This is a genomic window from Bacteroides sp. 44_46 (assembly GCF_001915465.1).
Taxonomy (GTDB): domain Bacteria; phylum Bacteroidota; class Bacteroidia; order Bacteroidales; family Bacteroidaceae; genus Bacteroides; species Bacteroides clarus.
The window spans coordinates 126426-150926 of sequence record NZ_MNQO01000020.1; the positions used below are offsets into that span (position 1 = coordinate 126426).

The window sequence follows — 24501 nt, forward strand, 5'->3', positions numbered from 1 at the left end:
TTTTCGGTTTAGAAATTAACTTTCAATCTTATGCTATATGTACGTCCAAAAGAATAGAATACATATACGTTATCGGCCGTAGCCGCCGTACTTGCGCCACTGGGGTTCCAAGCCTTGGAAATATACTGGTAGTTCAACAGATTGTTTACATTACCGGACAGAATCGCATTCAGCTTACCGAACTTGAAGCGGTACGAAGCGTTCATATCCAACTGACTGGCAGCAGGAATCTTCCACGGTTCCGCTACCGCAGTTTCTTTACCAACCGTCAGGATTGTACCGTCTACGGCATAGTAAGAATAGTTACGTCCGTAGTAAGTCCAGTCGGCACCTACACGCAGGTCTTTGGTAATGTTTACATTGGCGCCTACGGCTGCCGTAGTCTGCGCCGAACCGCCTACACGGATACCATTCATCTTGATGTGCGCCTTGGCATGATCCTCGGCTCCCGGAGTGGTAACTTTTCCGGCTTGCGTCATGGCATTGCCCAACTCGTCGTATACGTATCCCGTAGCATCGCTATCCCACTTCCAATCGCCTAAAGAAACCATACCGGTAAGTTCCAGCCACCGGAAAGGTCTGATTTTAATATCCAACTCAGCGCCTTTATGCAAAGCGGCAAGGCCGGACATATTGATATTGCCATTCTGCTGATTATCCAGCGTCACACTCTTTGTCATGGTTTTGTCCATCCAACGAGTGTAATAGAGATTCAGATTAGCTGTCAGCCACGTGTTACGGAAACCATAACCCAACTCTGCCGAGAATACTTTTTCATTCACGGCTTCCTTGTTCAGGATATTACTCTTGTCCGATGTCATAAATGCGCCGTATGAGTACTTGGGAGCACGACTGATATAACCTACATTGGCAAACACATTGTGGTTGTCCGTAATGTTGTAATTGGCGCCACCTTTAGCGGTGAAGCCCAAGAAGTTTACCGTTTTGGACTTGGCGTGTTCCTTATCGTAGTAAAAACGGTCGTAACGCCAGTAACCGGTGTTTGAAAGCGACCCTGCGACGAAAGCAGCCAAACGGTCTTTATTGTATTCCAATTGGAAGAAGCCGCCTTCCTGCATTACAAATCCGTCATAATCGCGGAAAACAACGTCACCGACACCTAATTTCTGATAGCGCCAATTAGGGTCGGCCGCGTGAATATTGTTCTTGACATCTACGTTGCCACGCTCAGAATCAAGATAATATGTACCACCAAAAAGGTCTGAAATCTCGTTACGGTGCACACCTTTATAAAAACGATAGTCTATGCCGCCATAGAAGTCCAAATATTGTCCTATCTTAGTGGTGTAAGTAGAGAGCAGTCCGTACCAGTCGTGACTGTTATTGGAACGTGCGGCAATCAATGCGGAACCGTATTCGCTCGTACGGTTAATCTCTTCGATGGCAGCATAGTCGAATGTTCCGTCACTGCGGCGGAAAGTATCGTACAACGTACCTTTATAAGCTCCTCTCCATGAAGTGTATGAATAAGGAGAGAACTCTGTATTTCCTTGGCCGGAGAAACCGGAACCGCGACCCAATGACACGTAAAGCGAAGTACTGAGCGAAGATTTGGAGTTAATCTGCCATTGGTGATTTAAACTGATGAGTGGCTTGTGATAAGAGTTGCGATAAGAGTTATATGACTCACCGTTAGAACGATAACCGAAGGTAGGATTATATTTATGGTCTTTCACACCATAAACAGTCTCTACCATTTTCCAGTCGGCAATAGTCAAACCGCCGTAAGAGGAATTACGTTGGTCATGCCACTGCGGAGCACCGAATGCGGTAAGCGTAAGTTGATGCTCTTCATTGATGCGTTTGGAAATGCTGGCAAACCAGTTGTAACCTTCGAACGCCGTACCCTGGATATAGCCGTTACCCCAGTTCTTACCCCCCATAAGGGTGAATGCCCAACCGTTCTTGGTTATTCCGGAAGAAACCGAAAATAGAATTTTATTCATTCCGTCATTTCCCATTCCGTAAGAAAGAAAGCCGCCTTTCTTTGCATCCAAATTGCGGGTTACGATATTAATGGTACCGCCCACAGAAGGAGCCGACACTTTACTTGCACCCAAACCGCGCTGCGTCTGTATGCTGCGGGCTACGTCACTAAGTCCCGCCCAGTTAGACCAGTAAACGCCGCCCCACTCCATATCGTTCATAGGTACGCCATTTACCATCATAGCGATGTTACTATTATCAAAACCGCGCATATAAATTTCGGAATCTCCAAAACCACCGCCTTGCTTGTTGGCATGCACGCCCGGAGTGGATTTCAATAATTCCGGAAACTCCTGAGTTCCCAATTTCTCTTCAATAAATACCGGATCTACCGTGGATAAAGCGACCGGTGTTTTACGCGCTACCGCTACGGATGAAGTAATCACCACATCTTTCAGCATCACAGCATCGGGTTTCATTTGGATAATACCCAAATTTACAGAAGCGCCCTTCTGCGTAACTTTCTTCTTCAGGTCTTTATAACCCATGTATTTAAACAATAATGTAGCATTCGAAGCAACGCCTTGCTTGAAATAACCGTCAATGTCGGTCACCGACCCCTGAGTAGTGCCCTCTACCATAACGGCAGCACCGACCAAAGGCTCGCCTGTTTCAGCATCGACAAGCTGACCTCTTACTGTAGTTTGAGACCATGCAACGGCACTACAAGCCGACAGCACAGCCACCAACAGGAATTGAATTAGATGTTTTCTCATAATTCCGCTTTTAGTTAATAGATAGTGTTAATTAATATTTAAAAACATTCATGAATTGCAAATATAATATTATTTAGCTATATATACATTACTATTATGCTACATTTTTTAAAGCTGCTAAACTTTTTTGAAAACATCTTAAATAAAAAAGCTCCGCAAGTTTCCTGCGGAGCTTTCTTTTTGTCACAAATGTGACGTATATGCTTTCAGATTAAAATCTAATATCAATCATTCATTAATTTCCTATATCGCACGCGAGTAGGCTCTTCTCTGCCCAAACGTTTCAATTTGTTTTCTTCATACTCCGAATAAGAGCCTTCGAAGAAGAACACATTGGAGTCGCCTTCGAACGCGAGGATGTGCGTACAGATACGGTCGAGGAACCAACGGTCGTGGCTGATGACCACAGCGCATCCGGCAAAGTCCTCAAGACCCTCTTCGAGAGCGCGCAGCGTATTGACGTCGATGTCATTGGTAGGCTCGTCGAGGAGCAGCACATTGCCTTCTTCCTTGAGGCAGAGAGCCAGGTGAAGACGGTTGCGCTCACCACCGGAGAGCACGCCGCAAAGCTTTTCCTGGTCGGCTCCGGAGAAGTTGAAGCGCGACAGGTAGGCACGCGCGTTGATGTCGCGTCCGCCCATACAGATGAGGTCGTTGCCGCCGGAGATTACCTGATAGACGCTCTTGTTGGGGTCGATGTCCTTATGCTGCTGGTCTACGTAGGCCACTTTTACGGTCTCTCCTACTTCGAATTCGCCGCTGTCGGGAGTCTCCAAGCCCATGATAAGGCGGAAGAGAGTGGTTTTACCCGCACCGTTGGGGCCGATGATACCCACGATACCGTTAGGCGGCAGCATGAAGTTGAGGTCGTCGAACAGGAGCTTGTCGCCAAACGCTTTTGCCACGTGCTTGGCTTCGATAACCTTGTTGCCCAGACGGGGACCGTTGGGGATGAAGATTTCGAGCTTTTCCTCTTTCTCCTTCACATCCTCGTTCAGCAGTTTGTCGTAGGAGTTCAAACGGGCTTTTCCCTTTGCCTGACGGGCTTTGGGAGCCATACGCACCCATTCCAGCTCGCGTTCCAGCGTCTTGCGGCGTTTGCTGGCGGTCTTTTCTTCCTGCTCCATACGCTTGGTCTTCTGGTCGAGCCAGCTGGAGTAGTTGCCCTTCCAGGGGATACCTTCGCCACGGTCGAGTTCGAGAATCCAGCCTGCCACATGGTCGAGGAAGTAACGGTCGTGGGTAACGGCGATTACCGTACCTTCGTACTGCTGCAAGTGCTGTTCCAGCCAGTCGATGGATTCGGCGTCGAGGTGGTTGGTAGGCTCGTCGAGGAGCAATACGTCGGGCTTCTGGAGCAACAGGCGACAGAGTGCCACACGACGGCGTTCACCACCGGAAAGATGCTCTACCGACTGGTCTTCGGGCGGACAGCGGAGTGCATCCATAGCACGCTCCAGCTTGCTGTCGAGGTTCCATGCATCGGTAGCGTCGATGATGTCCTGCAACTCTGCCTGACGGGTGAAGAGCTTGTCCATCTTGTCCTGGTCTTCGTAGTATTCGGGCAGGCCGAACTTCTGATTGATTTCCTCGTACTCCGCCAATGCGTCCACAATGGGCTGTACGCCTTCCATTACCACTTCTTTTACTGTCTTTGTGGGATCGAGGTAAGGCTCCTGCGCCAAGTATCCCACCGAATATCCGGGCGAGAACACCACTTCGCCCTGATAGGATTTATCCAAGCCGGCGATAATCTTCAGCAAGGTCGATTTACCCGAACCGTTCAGACCGATGATACCGATTTTCGCTCCATAGAAGAACGAGAGGTAGATGTTCTTCAACACCTGCTTGTTGTTCTGCTGAATGGTCTTGTTCAGCCCTACCATAGAAAAGATAATTTTCTTATCGTCTACTGTTGCCATGTAATTTAAGTATAAAGTATGAAATATAAAATATAATGTCCGAGATGTGATATAAGACTCTTACACACGAAATTCCGGTACAAAGATAAGAAAAAAAGCGAAAATCTTTTGCAACTTCCAAAAAAGTCTCTATCTTTGCACCCGCTTAACAGCAATAAAGGATTGATTCGCTAGCTCAGCAGGTAGAGCACAACACTTTTAATGTTGGGGTCTTGGGTTCGAGCCCCAAGCGGATCACCAGAAAACAAAGCCGAAATCGGCAAAAAGAGACAAGTCCTGTAATACATTGATATTACAGGACTTTTTCTTTTACCTCCGACTATATTGCAGATGTCATTACCAACCTGCCTGCTACGGGCACTCTGTTTAGTGGGTTTTCCCGTAACAAGGGGATTCTATTCGGCATTGGCAACCTGTTTTGCCCAATCTCCGGCCTGCTTTGCGCTTCCATTACACAGCCGGCCTGCCTGCCATTCAAATTTAGGATATAGCTTCCTGAGTTGCTTTACGCTGCCTGTAATAGAACTGCCGCCGGAAGTGGCAAACGGAATGATTGTCTTACCGGAGAAATCATATTTCTCAAGAAATGTATTGACCGGACGCGGACACAAGTCCCACCATATCGGATAGCCGAGGAATACCACATCGTAATCTTGCAGATTGAGCGTTTCTCCGCCCAACGCGGGGCGTGAGGTTTCATCCGCCATTTCCACAGAACTGCGGCTTGCCTTATTATTCCAATTAAGGTCTGCCGAGGTGTAGGCCGCAGCCGGAGTAATCCGGTACAGCTTACCGCTAACTGCTTGGGCAATGGCATCGGCAACTCTCTCCGTAGTTCCGGTACAGGAGAAATAGGCCACGAGGATTTTCTTATCGGATTGCGTATCGGCATCCGTTGTCTGTTTTTGCGCTTTCGATGAGCAGCTGAAAGTTAGTAAACTCATAATTATCAATATAATTTGTTTCATTTTATTCTGATTTTGAATGTTTCCGATTACTTGCCATGATGGACAGCCTAAGCATCTTATTATACCCATCATACATTATCTATATATGTTCGCCGGGAAGCCCGACCGAGATTATCGCTTATCCGATTCGAGCTTGTCATACTCTTCGTCCGTCACCGGTTCGAGCCATTCATTGGAAGTATTTTCACCGGGAACCTCGAAAGCCAAATGAGCGAACCAACCGTCGGCAGCAGCTCCATGCCAATGTTTGACGTTTGCCGGGATATGAATAACCGTACCCGGCAGAATTTCCACAGCAGGCTTGCCCTCTTCCTGATACCAGCCGCGTCCGGCTACACCGATCAACATTTGTCCGCCACCACTTGTTGCACGGTGGATATGCCAGTTGTTACGGCAGCGAGGCTCGAACGTGACATTGGAAACGCCCACCTGCTCGCGCGAAACGGGGGCGAGATAACTGTTACCGATGAAATACTTTGCGTATGCCGTATTCGGCTCACCGATAGGAAAAATCATTTCGCGCTGGAAAGCGGCTTTGGCATCCTCACCGGCAGCATCTTCCGCCCATACGCCTTTTGCCAGATTGAATGCCGCCCATGCTTTCGGCCAACCTGCATAGAAACCGATGTGAGTTATGATTTCGGCAATCTCGGTACGGGTAATGCCGTTCTTCTTTGCCGACTGAAGATGGAATACGAGCGAATTGTCCGTGATGCCCTGACTGATGAGCGAGGTAACGGTTACCAAACTGCGGTCGCGCAAACCGAGTTTGTCGGTACGGCTCCACACTTCTCCAAAAAGAACATCATCGTTGAGTTCTGCGAATTTAGGAGCGAACTCCCCTAATTGGGTACGCCCGGCTGTCTGTACTATTTTCTCTTGTGCCATAACATTGAAAGTTAAAATACTGAATACTGAAATTAAAAGAATCTTGTTCATGGTCGTTTCATTTATCGTATGAGGTTATTACTATTACCGGTTGTTTTACGATTGCAAATTTACCGCGGTTACGCAAACCGGTTTGTATATGATTTACGGATATTTATACCCGAATCATTGATTTTGCGATTAGGGATGCATGTAATGCAAAACAAAAAAACAACCATCAACAACACCGGAATGCGCTGATACCTCAAAAAAGCGAAAGGAAACAGTAAACAGGATTGAAGTTGCGGAATACCGTAACGGCGAGCGTCCATACAGCAGCCCCTATCAGCTCCGTGCCCAGGCGTCCTTCGTACTTATCGCCCATGGCAGACCTTACTCTTAACTATCACGGAAGAGCCTCTATTTCCGGCTGACGATTGTACCCGTCGCCTGATTGGCGGGCATTACCAGCACCTCGGCCACCTGTATGTGTTCGGGTACGGCGGCGGCAAAGTACACCACCTCGGCAATATCGTCGCCCGTAAGCGGACGGATACCCTTGTACACATTATCGGCAGCCGACTTGTCTCCACGGAAGCGCACTACGGAGAAATTCGTCTCCACCAAACCGGGCTTGATGTTGGTCACCCGCACGGGAGTATCCACGAGGTCGATACGCAATCCGTCAGACAACGCCTTTACGGCAGCCTTGCTGGCACAATACACACTGCCGCCCGGATAGGCGTAATCGCCCGCAATGGAACCCATATTGATGACATGACCGCGGCCGCGTTCCACCATTCCGGGGACAACAAGGCGGGTCATGGCAAGCAACGACTTGATATTGGTGTCGAGCACGATGTCCCATTCGTCGAGATTACCTTCGTGTTCCTTATCCACGCCGATTACCAGTCCGGCATTATTAACGAGGATGTCTATCGCCTCCCATTCTTCGGGAAGCGAGTCAAGAGCGGCTTTCGCAGCCTCGCGGTCGCGTACGTCGAAAGGCAGCAGGCAGACGTCCGCGCGGTATTCCGTTTCCAGCTCGCGCTTTACGGCGGTCAGCTTCTCCATATTCCGTCCGTTGAGAATCAGGCGGTAGCCATTCATGGCAAACTTGCGTGCGCAGCCCTCTCCTATGCCCGAAGAGGCGCCCGTGATGAGTACGATTTTCTTTTCCATTTCTTATAAGGAATTTAATGTTACAGGCCGCAAAGTTAGGACTTATTTGCGAGCATCGGTAAATTACTCATAACTTATAACTCATAACCCTTAAAGTTTTCAAGAAAATATGTACCTTTGCGCCACTTTTTTATGACTGACTGTATCAGGTAGAGATTTGTTTAATTAGTTTGGATAAAGTAAGAAACGCTTATGCAAAAGTCCGACTGCATCATCAGCGTAGAGCACGTATCGAAGTTCTTCGGAGATAAAGCCGTACTGAATGATGTGAATTTGTCTGTCCGTAAGGGCGAGTTTGTAACGATATTGGGACCGTCCGGTTGCGGAAAGACGACGTTGCTGCGTCTGATTGCAGGCTTCCAGACTGCTTCGGAAGGAGTGATTACCATTGCAGGGAAGGACATCACACAGACACCGCCCCACCGGCGTCCGGTGAACACGGTGTTCCAGAAATACGCCCTGTTCCCCCACCTCAACGTATTCAACAACATTGCTTTCGGCCTCAAGCTGAAGAAGCTGCCCGCCGCCACAATCGAGAAGAAAGTGAAGCAGGCGCTCCGCATGGTGGGCATGACCGACTATGAAGACCGCGACGTAGACTCCCTCTCCGGCGGACAGCAACAGCGCGTTGCCATAGCCCGCGCCATCGTCAACGAACCCGAAGTGCTGCTCCTTGACGAGCCCCTTGCCGCTCTCGACCTGAAGATGCGCAAGGACATGCAGATGGAGCTCAAAGAGATGCACCAAAAGCTGGGCATCACCTTCGTATACGTCACCCACGACCAGGAAGAAGCCCTCACCCTGAGCGACACCATCGTCGTCATGAGCGAAGGCAAGATACAGCAAACCGGCACCCCGATAGACATCTACAACGAGCCTATCAACTCCTTCGTGGCCGACTTCATCGGCGAGAGTAACATCCTGAACGGCGTCATGGTGCACGACCAGCTCGTCCGTTTCTGCGGACAGGAATTCGACTGCGTGGACACCGGTTTCGGCGAACAGACGCAGGTGGACGTCGTAATCCGTCCGGAAGACATCTACATCTTCGAGCCATCGGACGCGGCTCAACTGACGGGAACCGTAACAAGCTCCATCTTCAAAGGCGTGCACTACGAAATGCTGGTACAGACCGACGAGGGCTACGAGCTGATGGTACAGGACTACCACTGCTTCGAGGCAGGCCGCAAAGTGGGTCTGCTGGTAAAACCCTTCGACATCCACGTGATGAAGAAAGAGCGCACCTGCAACACCTTCGAAGGCAAGCTCCTGGACGAGACGCACGTGGAATTCCTGGGTTGCAGCTTTGAATGCAGTCCGGTGCAAGGCATCGAGCCCGAAACGCCCGTAACGGTGGAAGTGGACTTCCGGAACGTCATCCTCGAGGACAACGAAGAAGACGGACGACTGACGGGCGAAGTGAAATTCATCCTCTACAAAGGAAACCACTACCACCTCACCGTATTTACCGACTGGGACGAAGACATCTTCGTAGACACCAACGACGTATGGGACGACGGCGACAGAGTGGGCATACGGATTGCGCCGGAAAACATACGGGTAACAATAAATGACAAGGCGATAAAGTGATAAGGCGATGTTAAACAAGTTATCTTCTTTCTTCATGCGGCGGCGCAACTGGACGGTTCCCTACGCGCTGTTCCTGCTGATATTTGTGATAGTGCCGCTACTGCTGATTGTGCTGTACGCCTTTACGGATGCCGACGGAGCCTTTACCTTCGCCAATTTCCGCAAGTTCATGATGCACCCGGAAGCGATGAACACGTTCGTATATTCCATCGGCATAGCCATCATCACGACGCTGGCGTGCCTGTTGCTGGGTTATCCGGCGGCTTACATCCTCAGCCAGCGGCAGTTCAACACCTCGCAAACGATGGTGGTGCTGTTTATCCTGCCCATGTGGGTGAACATACTGATACGCACGCTCGCCACAGTGGCGCTGTTCGACTTCCTCAACCTGCCGTTGGGCGAAGGCGCGCTCGTGTTCGGTATGGTGTACAACTTCCTGCCGTTCATGATATACCCCATCTACAACACCTTGCAGAAGATGGACCACAACCTCATTGAAGCCGCCCAAGACCTCGGAGCCAACCCCTTGCAGGTATTCGGCAAAGTGATACTGCCCCTCTCCATGCCGGGCATCATGAGCGGCATCGTAATGGTGTTCATGCCTACGGTAAGCACCTTCGCCATTGCCGAACTGCTGACGATGAACAACATCAAGCTCTTCGGAACGACCGTGCAGGAGAATATATACAACGGAATGTGGAACTACGGTGCGGCCTTGTCGCTCATCATGCTGTTGCTGATAGGCGTCACCATCCTCTTTACGAACGAAGAGGACAGCGCATCCAATGAAAGCGGAGGTGTGATATGATGACACGTATTCTTGCCAAAGGCTACCTGTGGCTGCTGCTTGCGCTGCTCTACTCGCCTATCCTCATCATAATGATATTCTCGTTCACCGAGGCCAAAGTGCTGGGCAACTGGACGGGATTCTCCACCAAGCTGTACAGCTCCCTCTTCACGGGCGGCATGCACCACTCGCTGATGAACGCCATCTGGAACACATTCGCCATTGCCATGCTGGCAGCCACCGCCAGTACGGCGTTGGGCAGCATCGCGGCCATCGGCATCTTCAACCTGCGCACACGCACGCGTCAGGTAATGAACTTCGCCAACGCCATTCCGATGATGAACGCGGACATCATCACGGGTGTGTCGCTGTTCCTGCTGTTCGTCAGCTTCGGCATCTCGCAGGGATTCGCGACGGTGGTACTGGCGCACATCACGTTCTGCACCCCCTACGTAGTGCTGAGCGTGATGCCCCGTTTGAAGAAGATGAACCAGAACGTGTACGAAGCCGCCCTCGACCTCGGAGCCACTCCTTTCCAGGCATTGCGCAAGGTGATTCTGCCGGAGATATTTCCGGGCATGATAAGCGGTTTCATCCTTGCCTTCACGCTCTCCATCGACGATTTCGCAGTAACCATATTCACCATTGGAAACGAAGGACTGGAAACGCTCTCCACCTACATCTACGCCGATGCGCGCAAAGGCGGACTGACACCGGAGCTGCGTCCCCTCTCCACCATTATATTCGTTACGGTGCTGGTGCTGCTGATTGTCATCAACAAGCGTGCGGAGCGTGCACGGAAAAATTAAACCCGCCCCATCTCACGGGGCGAGGTGATTGCTCACGGGCTAAGGTGACTGCTCCCGTGAGATGAAATCATCCGCCCCGCAAGACGGGATACACCCGCTTCGTGAGACGAATTTTCTCATCCCGCAGGACGGAAAGATTCATCCCGCAAGCCGAAAAATGAAAGTATAGTCAAGATAAACCTGCTGAACAAAAAAAATGAAAAGATTAACACACATACTCCTTCTCCTTTGCCTCGTCCTCGCAGCCGCCTCGTGCAAGGACTCGGGCGAAGAGCGCAGCCACGTACTGAAAGTCTACAACTGGGCGGACTACATCGACGAAGACGTACTTGCCGAGTTCCCCGCCTGGTACAAGCAACAGACGGGGCAGGACATCCGCCTTATCTACCAGGTGTTCGACATCAACGAAATCATGCTCACCAAGATAGAGCGCGGCCACGAAGACTTCGACGTGGTGTGCCCCTCGGAATACATCATCGAACGGATGCTGAAGAAGAACCTTCTCCTGCCCATCGACCGCGACTTCGGCAAGACCCCGGACTACCTGCCCAACATCTCCCCCTACATCCGCCGGGAGCTGAACAAGACCAGTCAGCCGGGACGCACCACCACCGACTATGCCGTACCATATATGTGGGGCACGGCCGGCATCCTGTACAACCGCAACTTCATCACCCCCGACGAAGCCGGCAGCTGGCACTGCCTCTGGAACTCCAAGAACAAGGGTAAAATCCTGATGAAAGACAGCTACCGCGACGCCTACGGAACCGCCATCATCTACGCCCACGCCCGCCGGCTTGCCGACGGCACCGTCACCGTGGAGCAACTGATGAACGACAACTCCCCCGAAGCCATAGCCCTGGCCGAGGAGTATCTGAAAGCCATGAAGCCCAATATCTCCGGTTGGGAAGCCGATTTCGGCAAGGAGATGATGACCAAGAACAAGACCTGGCTCAACCTCACCTGGAGCGGCGATGCCGTATGGGCCATCGATGAAGCCGAAGCGGTAGGCGTAGACCTTGCCTACGAAGTGCCGCGCGAAGGCAGCAACATCTGGTACGACGGCTGGGTAATCCCCAAATACGCGCGTAACCCCAAGGCTGCCGCCTACTTCATCAACTATCTCTGCCAACCCGGCATCGCCCTGCGCAATATGGACGCCATAGGTTACGTCAGCGCCGTTGCCACCCCCGAAATCATGGAAGCCAAACGGGACACCGCCATCGCGACGCGTTCCGACCTCAGCTACTTCTTCGGTGAAGGTGTAGGTGCGGACAGCCTGCAAATCAATCCCGTACAATATCCCGACAGGAAAGTCGTGGAGCGCTGCGCCATGATACGTGACTTCGGCGACCGCACCGAACTCGTACTCGAAATGTGGAGCCGCGTGAAAGGCGACAACCTCAACACCGGCATCGTACTGCTGATATTCTCCGTATTCGGCGTGCTGTTCGTATGGCTGGTGTACGGCAAGATACGCAAGTACCGGCAGAAACAACGCCACCACCGGAGACGGAGAATACGGTAACCCCCTCATAACCCATCCCCCCAATAACTCATAACTTATAACTCATAACTTATAACTCTTAAATCCCCTCTCTCCATGTTAACTCAAATTATCAATGGACGCATATTCACCCCGCAAGGCTGGCTGAATGAAGGTTCCGTCCTGATGCGTGACGGAAAAATCCTTGAAGTGACCAACTGCGACCTCGCCCTTATCGGCGCACGTCTCATCGACGCCAAAGGCATGTACATCGTGCCCGGCTTCGTCTGCATGCACGCGCACGGCGGTGGCGGACACGACTTCAACGAATGTACCGAAGAAGCGTTCCGCAGCATCATCGACGCACACCTCGCTCATGGCGCAACGAGCTTCTACCCCACCATTTCCTCGTCTCCGTTCGACAAGCTGCATCAAGCCGCCAAAGTGTGCGAGCGGCTCATGGCAGAACCGGACAGCCCCGTGCTGGGACTTCACATCGAAGGCCCCTACCTCAACAGGAAAATGGCAGGCGAGCAGTTTGCCGACCAGGTGAAAGAGATTGACGAACAAGAGTACCGCGAGCTTGTAGAAAGCACCCGTTGCATCCGCCGCTGGGACGCCTCTCCCGAACTGCCCGGAGCGCTGGAATTCGCAAGCTACCTGCGCGAAAAAGGCATACTGGCAGCCGTATCGCACACCGAAGCCGAATACGACGGCATCCGTGCCGCCTACGAAGCCGGATTTACCCACGCCGCCCACTTCTACAACGCCATGCCGGGCTTCCACAAACGCCGCGAATACAAGTACGAGGGCACTGTGGAAAGCGTCTACCTGACCGACGGCATGACCATCGAACTCATCGCCGACGGCATCCACCTGCCGTCCACCATCCTGAAACTGGCATACAAACTGAAAGGCGTGGAGCACACCTGCCTCGTAACGGACGCCCTCTCCTGCGCTGCCACCGAAGGCAAGGAAATCAACGACCCGCGCTACATCATCGAGGACGGCGTATGCAAACTTGCCGACCGCTCCTCTCTGGCAGGCAGCATCGCCACCATGGACGTACTGGTGCGCACCATGGCAAAAGCCGGCATCCCGTTGGGCGACGCCCTGCGCATGGCTTCCGAAACCCCGGCACGCATCATGGGTGTGTACGACCGCAAAGGTTCCCTGCAAAAGGATAAGGACGCCGATATCCTCATCATGGACAAGGAGCTGAACATACGCGCCGTATGGCAGGCGGGCAAGTTGGTTCAGGAAAGTTTCCTGAATTATAAGTAGCGTGATTCTTCCTTTTACCGGTTCCTTATAATCCCCCGACACCATGCACGGAGCGAAAAATCTTACCCAAGGCCCTATCAACCGCCAGCTATTCGGCCTGGCGATGCCCATCATGGCTACGTCCTTCATCCAGATGGCGTACAGCCTGACGGATATGGCGTGGGTAGGCCGTCTGGGCAGCGAGGCGGTTGCGGCGGTAGGCGCGGTAGGTATTCTCACGTGGATGTCAGGCTCTATCGCCCTGCTGAACAAGGTAGGGTCGGAAGTCAGCGTAGGCCAGTCCATCGGAGCGCAGAACCGGGAAGACGCACGTGCCTTCGCCTCGCACAACATCAGCATCGCGCTGCTTATCGCCGTATGCTGGGGCGGACTGCTATTTGTTTTCGCCCGCCCCGTCATGCGCCTTTTCGAGCTGGAACCGCATATCACCGAGAATGCCGTAACGTATCTGCGCATCATATCGACGGCACTGCCTTTCGTCTTCCTCTCCGCCGCCTTCACGGGTATCTACAACGCCTCTGGGCGCAGCAAGACACCGTTCTACATCAGCGGAACGGGACTTGTGATGAATATCCTGCTCGACCCTCTCTTTATCTTCGGCTTCGGCTGGGGAACGGTAGGCGCAGCGCTCGCCACATGGCTGGCCGAGGCTTCCGTATGCTTCATCTTCGTCTACAAGCTCCGGCGGAAAGACGACTTGCTCGGCGGATTCCCGTTTTTCGTCCGACTGAAAAAGAAGTACAGCCGGCGTATCTTCAAACTGGGGCTGCCCGTCGCCACGCTGAATACGCTGTACGCTTTCGTCAACATGTTCCTGTCGCGCACGGCAGCGGAACAGGGCGGCCACATCGGGCTCATGGCCTTTACCACCGGCGGACAAATAGAGGCCATCACCTGGAATACGTCACAGGGCTTCTCCACCGGATTGAGTACTTTCATCGCCCAGAACTACGCCGCCGGACAGAAAGCGCGCGTATGGCAGGCATGGAAAACGACGCTCCGGATGACGGCCGTGTTCGGCACGCTTTGCTCGCTGCTGTTCATCTTTTACGGCAACGAGCTGTTCTCCGTCTTCGTGCCCGAGGAAGCGGCCTATCGCGCGGGCGGCAACTTCCTGCGCATCGACGGCTACTCGCAACTGTTCATGATGCTGGAAATCACCATGCAGGGCGTCTTCTACGGCATAGGGCGCACCGTACCGCCGGCTATCGTCAGCATAGGGTGCAACTACATGCGCATTCCGGCAGCCTTGCTGCTGGTGCAAACGGGTATGGGCGTGGATGCCATCTGGTGGGCGGTAAGCGGCACCACCATCGCCAAGGGAATAATCCTGACGGGCTGGTTTATCTTTATTAAAAGGAAAATTCTCTAAAAAAACTACAATGGTAAACTTTTTGATGCCAACGGATGTATTATATACATAAATTTGCATTAGTAAAACTTGAACCAATTAAAAAAATAAAAGGTATGAAAAAGATGAAAATTACAGCATTCCTGCTGAGCGGTGCCATCCTACTGGGTAGCTGCGGCACCATGAATAATACGACCAAGGGCGGTATCATCGGCGGCGGCTCGGGAGCGGCGGCAGGAGCCATTATCGGCGGACTGTTCGGCAAAGGTAAAGGCGCGGCCATCGGTGCGGCGGTAGGCGCTGCGGTAGGTACGGGCGCAGGTGTGGCCATCGGCCATAAGATGGATAAAAAGGCCGCCGAAGCCGCCAAGATTGAAGGCGCGCAGGTGGAAGTGGTGAAAGACGCCAACAACCTGGATGCCGTTAAGGTGACGTTCGACTCCGGTATTCTGTTTGCCTTCAACTCCTCTACGCTGAGCAACGACGCGAAAGCTTCTTTGCGCGACCTTGCCAAGATTCTGAAGGAAGATACTACCACGGACATCGCCATCATAGGGCATACCGACAAGGTCGGCACGTACGAAGCCAACATGAAAGTTTCCAAGAACCGCGCTTATGCCGTAGAGAATTACTTGCAGGATTGCGGCGTATCTCCCTCGCAATTCAAGCAAGTGGAAGGTGTGGGGTACAATGAATACGACGAAAGCCTGTCGGCCGCCCAGAATCGCCGTGTGGTAATCTTTATGTATGCCAGCGAGCAGATGATTAAGAACGCGGAAGCGGGAAAATGATAGTCCCGGCCATCATCTCCCATGAAGCTTTCCAAACCCTTACGTATCATCCGCAATCTGTTGCTCTTCTTCTTTATATCCACTACCGTAACGGTAGTGGTTTATAGTTTTATGCCGGTATATGTCACGCCGCTGATGATTATCCGAAGCGTGCAACAGGTATTTAAAGGGGAAAGCCCCGCATGGCATCACGAATGGGTGCCGTTCGATAAGCTCTCCCCTCACCTGCCTATGGCCGTCATAGCGTCGGAAGACAACCGTTTTGCCACACACAACGGCTTCGACTTCATCGAAATACAGAAAGCCATGAAAGAGAACGAGAAGCGCAAGCGGAAACGCGGCGCGAGCACCATCAGCCAGCAGACGGCAAAGAACGTATTTCTGTGGCCGCAGTCCTCATGGATTCGCAAGGGCTTTGAAGTTTACTTTACGTGGATGATAGAGATGTTCTGGTCTAAAAAGCGGATAATGACGGTCTACCTCAACTCCATCGAAATGGGCAAAGGCATCTACGGAGCGCAAGCGGCCGCCCGATACAAGTTCCATACCACCGCCGCCAAGCTCACCGCCAGACAATGCGCACTGATTGCCGCAACCCTGCCCAACCCTATCCGCTTTGATTCCGCACACCCCTCAAGCTATATCCTGAAAAGGCAGGAGCAGATACTGCGATTGATGAAACTCGTACCGAAATTTCCACCGGAAGAGCCGACGGGCTCTAAGAAAAAAAAGAAATAATAAAACATTCTCTTGTGAAGAAATAAGAATTTTCATACATTTGCAATAAGCAATAAAAAAGAAACGAAAAAGGATAAACTGAAAAATAAATTTAGTTTATAAAACGCGAAAGGAAAGCGTCGCTACCCGCGCACAGGTTGAAATCGCTCCGGCCACCCTGTTCCTTATTCGGGAAACAGAGTTTCAAAGCCTGTGGAAACAAGAGGGGGAATGGACGTTTTTACTTGCTTATGCACTATACCATGATAAACATCGGCAAACTGATAGAAATGGAATTACACCGCCAGGAACGCTCTGCAAGCTGGTTCGCAAAGAAATTATACTGCGACCGCACCAATGTATATTCCATCTTCAAACGACACAGCATAGACACAGATTTACTAATGCGCATCTGTTACATACTGAACTGCGATTTCTTCCGGTACTACTCCGGCGAGCTTCAAGAACACCCTTTTCCACCCGTAGACAACAAAGAAAACGAGGCGGAATAAAGCGCACCTCATGTAGAATATTATCCTACACTTCTGTATAAATAAAAACTACATACAGACAAAGTTTTTCGATTCGATAGAAATTATCTTTGCATCGTTTTAATATTAATTTAAAAAAAAGAACAAAATGAAAAACTTTGAACTTAAATTTTGGTTGTCTTGTATGATGATGGCTTTATGCCTTGGTTTTACATCTTGCGGTGATGATGATGAAGGTATCGAGGGAGATGCCAACGAACTGATTATCGGTGACTGGAAAGTGGTTGACGAATACGGTTGGTACAAATATCAAGACGAAGAAACCGGCAAATGGGTAAAAGAGGAATACGGCAAGGAAGACGGCGACTACATCAATGAAATCTTCAGCTTCAAAAAAGATGGTACCGGTTCGGAAAAACAGGCAGGTTACACCGAAAACTTCACTTGGAAAATTAATGCTCAGAAGCTCACTTTGAAATATGATCATTACAGCATGGAATGTACCATTGAGCAGATGAACGCTAAAAAGGCTACCATGTCTTTCTATGAAAAAGACGAAGACGGTGAAGAAGAGGCTATGGTACTTGTACTTGAAAAGCAATAAATAAAGGCTTGAAACCCTTTCATTAATAATAAAAACGCCTCGCGTTGGTAATCCAAACGCGAGGCGTTTTTATATTATCTCCGGCAGTTTTAAAGGGAAATCCCCGGCAATCAGGACACAAACTCCCGGTGTCCGGAACAATCAATAAGCATGTCCCCCCTCTTCCCGCATCTCTTTCGCATCTATTTTCTTCTTGTCGATGCTACGCCATGCGTAGAAAATGTATGCAAGCACAAAAGGAACCAGAACAGACACATAAGCCATTACCCGCAACGTGAACTGGCTGGAGCAACTGTTTGCCAGCGTCAGCGAGCTTTGCAGGTCGGCGGTAGAGGGATAATAAGCAGTATTGTTATAGCCCGCCACAAGCAGCAGCGCCAGCACCGTAAGCACCGTACCCGCACCGGCAAACCATATTCCTTTATCGAAAGCAGGTTTCCACACCGTACGGATAATTCCCCAAAGCACCGCAAGCACGCCCACAAGGAATACAATCAGCACCACAGGCATTTCGATGAAGTTCGTCAGATACTTATAGGGCTCCATAAAGACCTCTCCGGTTTCCGGATTCACCGCATATCCCTCGGCAAGCAGCGTACGGATAACGAACGCCAGGAAGAACACCAGGAACAATCCCGTATTTCCCCACAACGCACGGCGGCAACGTTTCACCAAATCGGCATCACTGATATTATTAATGAAATAAAGCGAACCGAGAATACGCGCCAGGAAGAACACAGCCAGCCCCAGCACTACATTCCAGGGATTGAGCAACGCATCCAGGCCATGTCCCGCATTCGCCCAACTGCTGATAACAGGCATCACCGTATCGGCGATATTACCTTTGTCGATATAAAACTCCGACCCCGTAAAGAACGTTGCCACCGCACCGCCCAACAGCACCGGCCCTACCACTCCGTTTATCACCAGAAAAGCGCGATACGTCGTCTTACCCAGCAGATTGCCCGCCTTCGACTGGAACTCATAGCTGACGGCCTGCAACACGAAAGTAAACAGGATAATCATCCACAGCCAGTAGGCTCCGCCGAAACTCGTACTGTAAAACAACGGGAACGACGCAAAGAACGCCCCGCCGAACGTCACGAGCGTAGTAAACGTAAACTCCCACTTCCGCCCCGTAGAGTTGATTATCATCTTACGCTGCTCTTCCGTCTTGCCCAGACAAAATATCAACGAGTTACCCCCCTGCACAAACAGCAGGAAAACAAGTAAGGCCCCCAACAGGGACACTACAAACCACCAATATTGTTGAAGAAATAGATAGGTATTCATGTGAAAAGTTATGAGTTATGAGTTATAAGTTATGAGTTATGGGGAAGTTCGTTTTCCGGACCTTTCCGTATCGCTTTCAGCATAATGCCCACTTCGGCAATCAGCATAATGGTGAACAGTACGAGGAAAATGAAGAATGTGGTCTGCACGGAGCCGACATCCAGTTTGGAAATAGCGGCACTGGTGGGCAACATATCCTGAATGGCCCACGGCTGACGTCCGCACTCGGCAACCACCCAACCGGCCTGTCCGGCAAGATAGCCCAACGGAATGGTCAGCATGGCCACCCAATGCATCCAGCGCATCCGCGACAAGTCTTTCTTATAGGCAAGCACAAGAACCACGATAAAGAAAAGGATAAAATACCCGCCCAATATCACCATGATTCGGAACATATAGAAAGTGAGCGGCACATTGGGAACCAGCTCGTTTACATCCTTGATATAACCATAACCGAAATACGCCACATTCTCTTTCAGCACTTTGGCAGCCACCTGCGCATCGACATCATTGCCCGCAGCCTTGGCGGCGCGATAGGCGGAGAAAGCGCCGATAGCCGTCTTTCCCTTCTCAATCTTTTCTTGGGCGGAGAGCGCGGTCGTACCGTCTTTCAGGGGATAACCGCCTTTCAGCAGGTCGTTGATGCCCGGCACGAAAGCCTTTGAGTCACGCTCGGCAAGCAGCGACAGGAACTTGGGAATCTCCATGCGGAAAAGGAAAGCATCCTTTCCGTCACCGGCCGTTTCCTTTTCGGGATTGAGAATGCCGAAAGCCACCAGCCCGGCTCCTTCCTGTCCCTGATAATAACCTTCCATGGCAGCCAGCTTCATAGGCTGTTTCTGCGCCACCTGATAACCGGAACCGTCACCCGTCCATGCGGAAAGCACAGCGGCGCACAGTCCCACCCAGGCAGCTATCTTTATGCTTGACAAGGCAAACTTCTTCTCACGGTTCTTCCACAGATACCAGCAACTCACGCCTACCACAAACACCGCGGCCAGCACCCAGCCGGACAATACGCTGTGGAAAAACTTGTTGACTGCCATCGGCGAAGTAGCCACAGCCCAGAAGTCCACCATTTCGTTGCGGGCGGTATCGGGATTGAATTCCATGCCCACCGGGTTCTGCATCCAGGCGTTTGCCACCAGAATCCACCAGGCGGAGATAGTAGCGCCAAGACCCGTAAGCCAGGTAGAGGCCAGGTGGAAGCGTTTGCTCACCTTGTCCCAACCGAAGAACATCACCGCAATGAACGTGGCTTCCATAAAGAATGCCAGGATGCCTTCGATAGCCAGCGGCGCACCGAAGATGTCGCCCACAAACCAGCTGTAATTGCTCCAGTTCGTACCGAATTCAAACTCCAGAATCAATCCCGTAGCCACACCTATGGCGAAGTTGATGCCGAAGAGCTTCATCCAGAACTTGGCTGTATGTTTCCAAAACTCGTCACCCGTACGGTAGTACACCGTTTCCATGATGCCCATAATCACCGCCAGTCCTAAAGTAAGCGGCACGAAAATCCAATGATAGATAGCGGTCAAAGCGAATTGCGCTCTCGACCAGTCAATCAGGGAAGTGTCAATGTTTTCAAGCATGAGAGGTAAAATATTAAGTATAAAGTATTAAGTATAAAGTATAATATCAAGTATAAAGAATAGTGAAAAGAGCCATCCCGCCCCCTAATCACTAATCGCTAATCACTAATCCCTAATCACCGTTCTCCTGCGCCCTCAGAATCAGTTCGCGGCTGACATACTCTTCCTTATCGCTGCCTACGGCGGCTTTGTTCAGATAGTTCGGGAAGAAGAAAAGGCGAAGGATAAAAAACATGATAAACAGTTTGATTGCAATTATCAGCCACAAAGTACGTCCTAATGTCATACTCCGGAAGCCCTCAACATAGAATTGCCAAATACCGGTCACGAGGTTTCTCATAGAAGCTCAATTTATAATCATTACAAATATAAAATACTTTTATATAAATAACAAATAAAAGGCTGAAAAGTTAATTGTCGGCAGAAAAAAGTAGTCCGCCGATACAATCCAGGCAAACGTCTATTGTTTTTGCCGTTTCCGAAAGCGCCGCCTACTTTTGTGAAGGTAAAACATAGAAATCAGGAAATATGATAAACGTAAGAAGATTGACAGTGATATCGCTCTGTGTGGCAAGCGCCTGCGCCGGCAACGTAACGCTGCAAGCGCAAGACGCCGCCATCGGCGCACAGCAACGGGACAGCGTACAGGCACTTCCCGCACAATGGGATTTGCAAACGTGCATCGACTACGCCTTGCGGCAAAATATCACCATCCGCAAGAACCGCCTCAACGCCGAAAGCGCCGAAGTGGACGTGAAGACCGCCAAGGCAGCCCTCTTCCCCAGCCTCACGGCATCCGTAAGCCAGCGTATCGTAAACCGCCCCAACAGCGAGACGAATACGATTATCGACGGCGACAACATCACCAGCAGCCAGAGCAAGACCAGCTACAACGGCAGCTACGGCATCGATGCCAACTGGACGCTCTACAACGGCAGCAAACGCCTGAACACCCTGAAACAGCAACGGATGAACAACCGCATCGCCGAACTGAGCGTGGCAGAGAGCGAGAACAACATCGAAGAGAGCATCACGCAAATCTACGTACAGATTCTCTACGCCACCGAAGCCGTCAAAGTAAACGAAGCGACCCTCGCCGTCAGCCGGGCGGAATGCGAACGGGCACGCGCCCTGCTCGCGGCGGGAAGCATCGCCAAGAGCGACCTTGCCCAACTGGAAGCGCAAGTCAGCACCGACAACTATCAATTGGTAACCGCACAAGCCACCCTGCAAGATTACAAACTGCAACTGAAACAACTCCTCGAACTGGACGGCGAAAAGGAAATGACGCTCTACATCCCCACGCCCGGCGATGAGAACGTATTGTCTCCGCTACCCTCAAAGACCGACGTCTACCGCTCCGCCCTCACCCTGCGCCCGGAAATCGAGGCAGGCCGGCTGAATGTCAAAGCCTCGGAGCTCGACATCGACATCGCCCGTTCCGGTTACATCCCCACCGTCAGCCTCAGCGCAGGCATAGGGAGCACGAACACCAACGGCAACGACTTCACCTTCGGCGAGCAAATCAAGCAGAACTGGAACAACTCTCTGGGCGTAACCGTAAGCGTGCCCATCTTCAACAACCGCCAGACCAAGAGCGCCGTACAGAAAGCCAAAATCCAGAAGCAGAGCAGCGAACTGGACTTGCTGGACAGCCAGAAAGCCTTGTACAAAACCATCGAAGGCCTATGGCTGGACGCCAACAGCGCACAGCAACGCTACGTTGCCGCCACAGAGAAGCTGCGCAGTACACAAACCAGCTACGACCTCATCCAAGAGCAGTTCAACCTCGGCATGAAGAACACCGTGGAACTGCTGACGGAGAAGAACAACCTGCTCAATGCGCAGCAGGAAACTCTGCAAGCCAAATACATGGCGATACTGAACACGCAACTGCTGAAATTCTATCAGGGAGAAAAGATTACGCTTTAACCGGCTAATTTAAAATAAGTAAAGATGCCTAATCAACCGATACTATCGGTATAAACTAAATTTCAACATTAATAAAGATACAGAGTATGAACAAGAAGAAAATCATCCTTATCGCCGTAATCGTCGTAGCAGTGGTCGGCGCAGGCTTCCGGCTCTTCGGCGGCTCTAAGGCCAAACATAAAGTGACCTACGAGACAGCCGCCGTCACCAAAGGCGAGATATCGGAATCGGTAACCGCCACCGGCACCATCGAACCGGTGACGGAAGTGGAAGTCGGTACGCAGGTCAGCGGCATCATCGACAAGATATACGCCGATTACAATTCCGTAGTCACCAAAGGCCAGCTCATAGCCGAAATGGATCGCGTGACGCTGCAAAGCGAAGTAGCTTCCCAACGTGCCGCCTACAACGGTGCGAAAGCCGAATACGAGTATCAGCGGAAGAACTACGAACGCAACCGCGGACTGCACGAAAAACAGCTCATCAGCGACACCGACTACGAGCAGTCCGTCTACAACTACGAGAAAGCGAAAAGCAACTACGAAAGCAGTCAGGCATCGCTGGCCAAGGCCGAACGTAACCTGTCGTACGCCACCATCACCTCGCCCATCGACGGTGTGGTCATCAACCGTGCGGTAGAGGAAGGACAGACGGTGGCATCCGGCTTCGAAACCCCTACCCTGTTCACCATCGCCGCCGACCTTACGCAGATGCAGGTGGTGGCCGACGTGGATGAAGCCGACATAGGCGGTGTGGAAGACGGGCAGCGCGTTACCTTTACCGTAGACGCTTATCCCAACGATACCTTTGAAGGCGTGGTAACGCAGATTCGCTTGGGCGAGGACAGCTCCTCAAGTTCCGGCAGCAGCACCACGTCCAGTACGGTTGTCACCTACGAGGTGGTTATCTCCGCCCCCAATCCCGACTTGAAACTGAAGCCCCGTCTCACGGCCAACGTCACGATTTATACACTCGACCGCAAAGGCGTGCTTTCCGTTCCGGCGCGCGCGCTCCGTTTCACTCCCGAAAAGCCGCTCATCGGCGACAATGACATCGTAAAAGATTGCGAAGGCGAGCACAAGCTTTGGACACGCGAGGGCAATACATTCACCGCGCATCCCGTAGTGGTGGGTATCTCCAACGGTGTGAATACGGAAATCGTAAGCGGCATCGGCGAAGGTGCGGTAGTAGTGACCGAAGCCACCATAGGCCGCATGCCGGGCGAAGGCGCGACGGCGGATACGCAGCAGGAACCCAGCGGCGAGAAGAGTCCGTTCATGCCGGGCCCCCCGGGAAGCAACAAGAAGAAAAAGTAAATGATAATACATCATTAACCATGAGCAAAACCGTAATTGAACTTCAAAACATAAAGCGGAACTTCCGGGTGGGAGACGAAACGGTGCATGCGTTGCGCGGCGTATCGTTCTCCATCGGCGAGGGAGAGTTCGTGACCATCATGGGTACGTCCGGCTCGGGAAAATCGACGCTGTTGAACATACTCGGCTGTCTGGACACGCCTACCGTAGGCGAGTACCTGCTGGACGGTATCTCCGTGCGCACCATGAGCAAGTCACAGCGTGCCGTACTCCGCAACCGTAAAATAGGCTTCGTATTCCAAAACTACAACCTGCTGGCCAAGACCACAGCCGTGGAGAACGTGGAGCTGCCGCTGATGTACAACTCGTCCGTATCGGCCGCCGAACGCCGGAAACGCGCCGTCGAAGCGTTGAAAGCCGTAGGACTGGGCGACCGTCTGGAACACAAGTCCAATCAGATGTCCGGCGGACAGATGCAACGCGTAGCCATCGCCCGCGCACTGGTAAACAATCCCGCCGTGATTCTGGCGGACGAGGCCACCGGTAATCTGGATACACGCACCTCGTTTGAAATTCTGGTGCTTTTCCAGAAGCTGCATGCCGAAGGGCGTACCATCATCTTCGTTACGCACAATCCGGAGATAGCCCAATACAGCAGCCGCAACATCGTATTGCGCGACGGGCGGGTGAAAGACGACACAGTCAACCCCGACATCCTGAACGCCGCCGAGACATTGGCCGCGCTGCCCAAACAAGAGGATGATTGATACAGAAAACAATATTCATAAAACAC

21 protein-coding genes and 1 tRNA gene are annotated in these 24501 nt (G+C 51.6%); 14 read left to right on the plus strand and 8 right to left on the minus strand.

Annotation, left to right across the window (positions count from 1 at the left end; genetic code table 11):
• Window positions 1–8: 8 nt before the first annotated feature.
• Together BHV73_RS13025 and ettA are read right to left on the minus strand one after the other, a co-directional pair.
• A complete protein-coding gene (locus BHV73_RS13025) occupies window positions 9–2723 on the minus strand; it encodes a TonB-dependent receptor (RefSeq protein ID WP_009120439.1) in 2715 nt (904 codons plus the stop codon).
• Window positions 2724–2947: 224 nt separating this feature from the next.
• Entirely contained in the window at window positions 2948–4645 is a 1698-nt protein-coding gene (gene ettA / locus BHV73_RS13030) for an energy-dependent translational throttle protein EttA (RefSeq protein WP_286738511.1), read from the minus strand.
• A 164-nt stretch (window positions 4646–4809) separates the two neighbouring features.
• Between ettA and BHV73_RS13035 the strand changes: the two genes are divergently transcribed.
• Window positions 4810–4885: transfer RNA gene (locus BHV73_RS13035), tRNA-Lys, on the plus strand.
• 155 nt (window positions 4886–5040) lie between these two features.
• Here BHV73_RS13035 and BHV73_RS13040 read toward each other — a convergent pair.
• The 3 genes from BHV73_RS13040 to BHV73_RS13050 all read right to left on the minus strand — a co-directional run bounded on the left by BHV73_RS13040 (window position 5041) and on the right by BHV73_RS13050 (window position 7662).
• Entirely contained in the window at window positions 5041–5613 is a 573-nt protein-coding gene (locus tag BHV73_RS13040; protein WP_286738512.1) for a flavodoxin, read from the minus strand.
• A gap of 111 nt (window positions 5614–5724) precedes the next feature.
• Window positions 5725–6552 carry a carboxymuconolactone decarboxylase family protein gene (locus BHV73_RS13045; protein WP_009120434.1) on the minus strand — a complete coding sequence of 276 codons (828 nt, stop codon included), beginning with the start codon at window positions 6550–6552 and terminating at the stop codon, window positions 5725–5727.
• Between the two features lie 348 nt (window positions 6553–6900).
• Window positions 6901–7662: an SDR family oxidoreductase gene (locus BHV73_RS13050; RefSeq protein WP_286738513.1), complete on the minus strand. Its 762-nt coding sequence runs from the start codon at window positions 7660–7662 to the stop codon at window positions 6901–6903.
• 192 nt (window positions 7663–7854) lie between these two features.
• Here BHV73_RS13050 and BHV73_RS13055 point away from each other — a divergent pair, with 192 nt between their 5' ends.
• The 10 genes from BHV73_RS13055 (at window position 7855) to BHV73_RS13100 (ending at window position 17572) form a co-directional block, all read left to right on the plus strand.
• The gene (locus BHV73_RS13055) at window positions 7855–9252 is read left to right on the plus strand and encodes a polyamine ABC transporter ATP-binding protein (RefSeq protein WP_286738514.1); all 1398 of its coding nucleotides are present in this window, start codon (window positions 7855–7857) and stop codon (window positions 9250–9252) included.
• A 7-nt stretch (window positions 9253–9259) separates the two neighbouring features.
• Entirely contained in the window at window positions 9260–10060 is an 801-nt protein-coding gene (locus BHV73_RS13060; RefSeq protein WP_009120429.1) for an ABC transporter permease, read from the plus strand.
• The gene (locus BHV73_RS13065) at window positions 10057–10848 is read left to right on the plus strand and encodes an ABC transporter permease (protein ID WP_009120428.1); all 792 of its coding nucleotides are present in this window, start codon (window positions 10057–10059) and stop codon (window positions 10846–10848) included. The genes BHV73_RS13060 and BHV73_RS13065 overlap by 4 nt, the downstream gene beginning before the upstream one ends.
• 196 nt (window positions 10849–11044) lie before the next feature.
• Entirely contained in the window at window positions 11045–12376 is a 1332-nt protein-coding gene (locus BHV73_RS13070; protein WP_022219334.1) for an ABC transporter substrate-binding protein, read from the plus strand.
• 75 nt (window positions 12377–12451) lie between these two features.
• Window positions 12452–13618, plus strand: a complete 1167-nt coding sequence (gene nagA, locus BHV73_RS13075; RefSeq protein WP_022219333.1) for an N-acetylglucosamine-6-phosphate deacetylase — start codon at window positions 12452–12454, stop codon at window positions 13616–13618.
• Window positions 13619–13661: 43 nt separating this feature from the next.
• Window positions 13662–14990 (plus strand): MATE family efflux transporter, encoded by a 1329-nt coding sequence (locus tag BHV73_RS13080; protein WP_009120425.1) that lies wholly within the window; start codon window positions 13662–13664, stop codon window positions 14988–14990.
• Window positions 14991–15085: 95 nt separating this feature from the next.
• Window positions 15086–15760 carry an OmpA family protein gene (locus BHV73_RS13085; protein ID WP_009120424.1) on the plus strand — a complete coding sequence of 225 codons (675 nt, stop codon included), beginning with the start codon at window positions 15086–15088 and terminating at the stop codon, window positions 15758–15760.
• Window positions 15761–15781: 21 nt separating this feature from the next.
• Window positions 15782–16498: a monofunctional biosynthetic peptidoglycan transglycosylase gene (gene mtgA / locus BHV73_RS13090; RefSeq protein WP_286738515.1), complete on the plus strand. Its 717-nt coding sequence runs from the start codon at window positions 15782–15784 to the stop codon at window positions 16496–16498.
• 242 nt (window positions 16499–16740) lie between these two features.
• Complete coding sequence (locus BHV73_RS13095) at window positions 16741–16989, plus strand: helix-turn-helix domain-containing protein (protein ID WP_087413719.1); 249 nt, start codon at window positions 16741–16743, stop codon at window positions 16987–16989.
• Between the two features lie 127 nt (window positions 16990–17116).
• The gene (locus BHV73_RS13100; protein WP_009120421.1) at window positions 17117–17572 is read left to right on the plus strand and encodes a hypothetical protein; all 456 of its coding nucleotides are present in this window, start codon (window positions 17117–17119) and stop codon (window positions 17570–17572) included.
• Between the two features lie 141 nt (window positions 17573–17713).
• On the opposite strand, the gene BHV73_RS13105 is transcribed toward BHV73_RS13100, so the two are convergent.
• The 3 genes from BHV73_RS13105 to BHV73_RS13115 form a co-directional block, all read right to left on the minus strand.
• Window positions 17714–18865 carry a cytochrome d ubiquinol oxidase subunit II gene (locus BHV73_RS13105; RefSeq protein WP_009120420.1) on the minus strand — a complete coding sequence of 384 codons (1152 nt, stop codon included), beginning with the start codon at window positions 18863–18865 and terminating at the stop codon, window positions 17714–17716.
• Between the two features lie 29 nt (window positions 18866–18894).
• Window positions 18895–20460 (minus strand): cytochrome ubiquinol oxidase subunit I, encoded by a 1566-nt coding sequence (locus tag BHV73_RS13110; RefSeq protein ID WP_286738516.1) that lies wholly within the window; start codon window positions 20458–20460, stop codon window positions 18895–18897.
• A gap of 112 nt (window positions 20461–20572) precedes the next feature.
• Entirely contained in the window at window positions 20573–20800 is a 228-nt protein-coding gene (locus BHV73_RS13115; protein WP_009120418.1) for a DUF4492 domain-containing protein, read from the minus strand.
• 188 nt (window positions 20801–20988) lie between these two features.
• Between BHV73_RS13115 and BHV73_RS13120 the strand changes: the two genes are divergently transcribed.
• From BHV73_RS13120 to BHV73_RS13130, 3 genes are all read left to right on the plus strand, one after another.
• Window positions 20989–22392: a TolC family protein gene (locus BHV73_RS13120; protein ID WP_286738517.1), complete on the plus strand. Its 1404-nt coding sequence runs from the start codon at window positions 20989–20991 to the stop codon at window positions 22390–22392.
• Window positions 22393–22478: 86 nt separating this feature from the next.
• On the plus strand, window positions 22479–23708 hold the full coding sequence (locus tag BHV73_RS13125; protein ID WP_087413715.1) for an efflux RND transporter periplasmic adaptor subunit: 1230 nt from the start codon (window positions 22479–22481) through the stop codon (window positions 23706–23708).
• A gap of 20 nt (window positions 23709–23728) precedes the next feature.
• On the plus strand, window positions 23729–24475 hold the full coding sequence (locus BHV73_RS13130; RefSeq protein WP_087413716.1) for an ABC transporter ATP-binding protein: 747 nt from the start codon (window positions 23729–23731) through the stop codon (window positions 24473–24475).
• Window positions 24476–24501 lie beyond the last annotated feature (26 nt).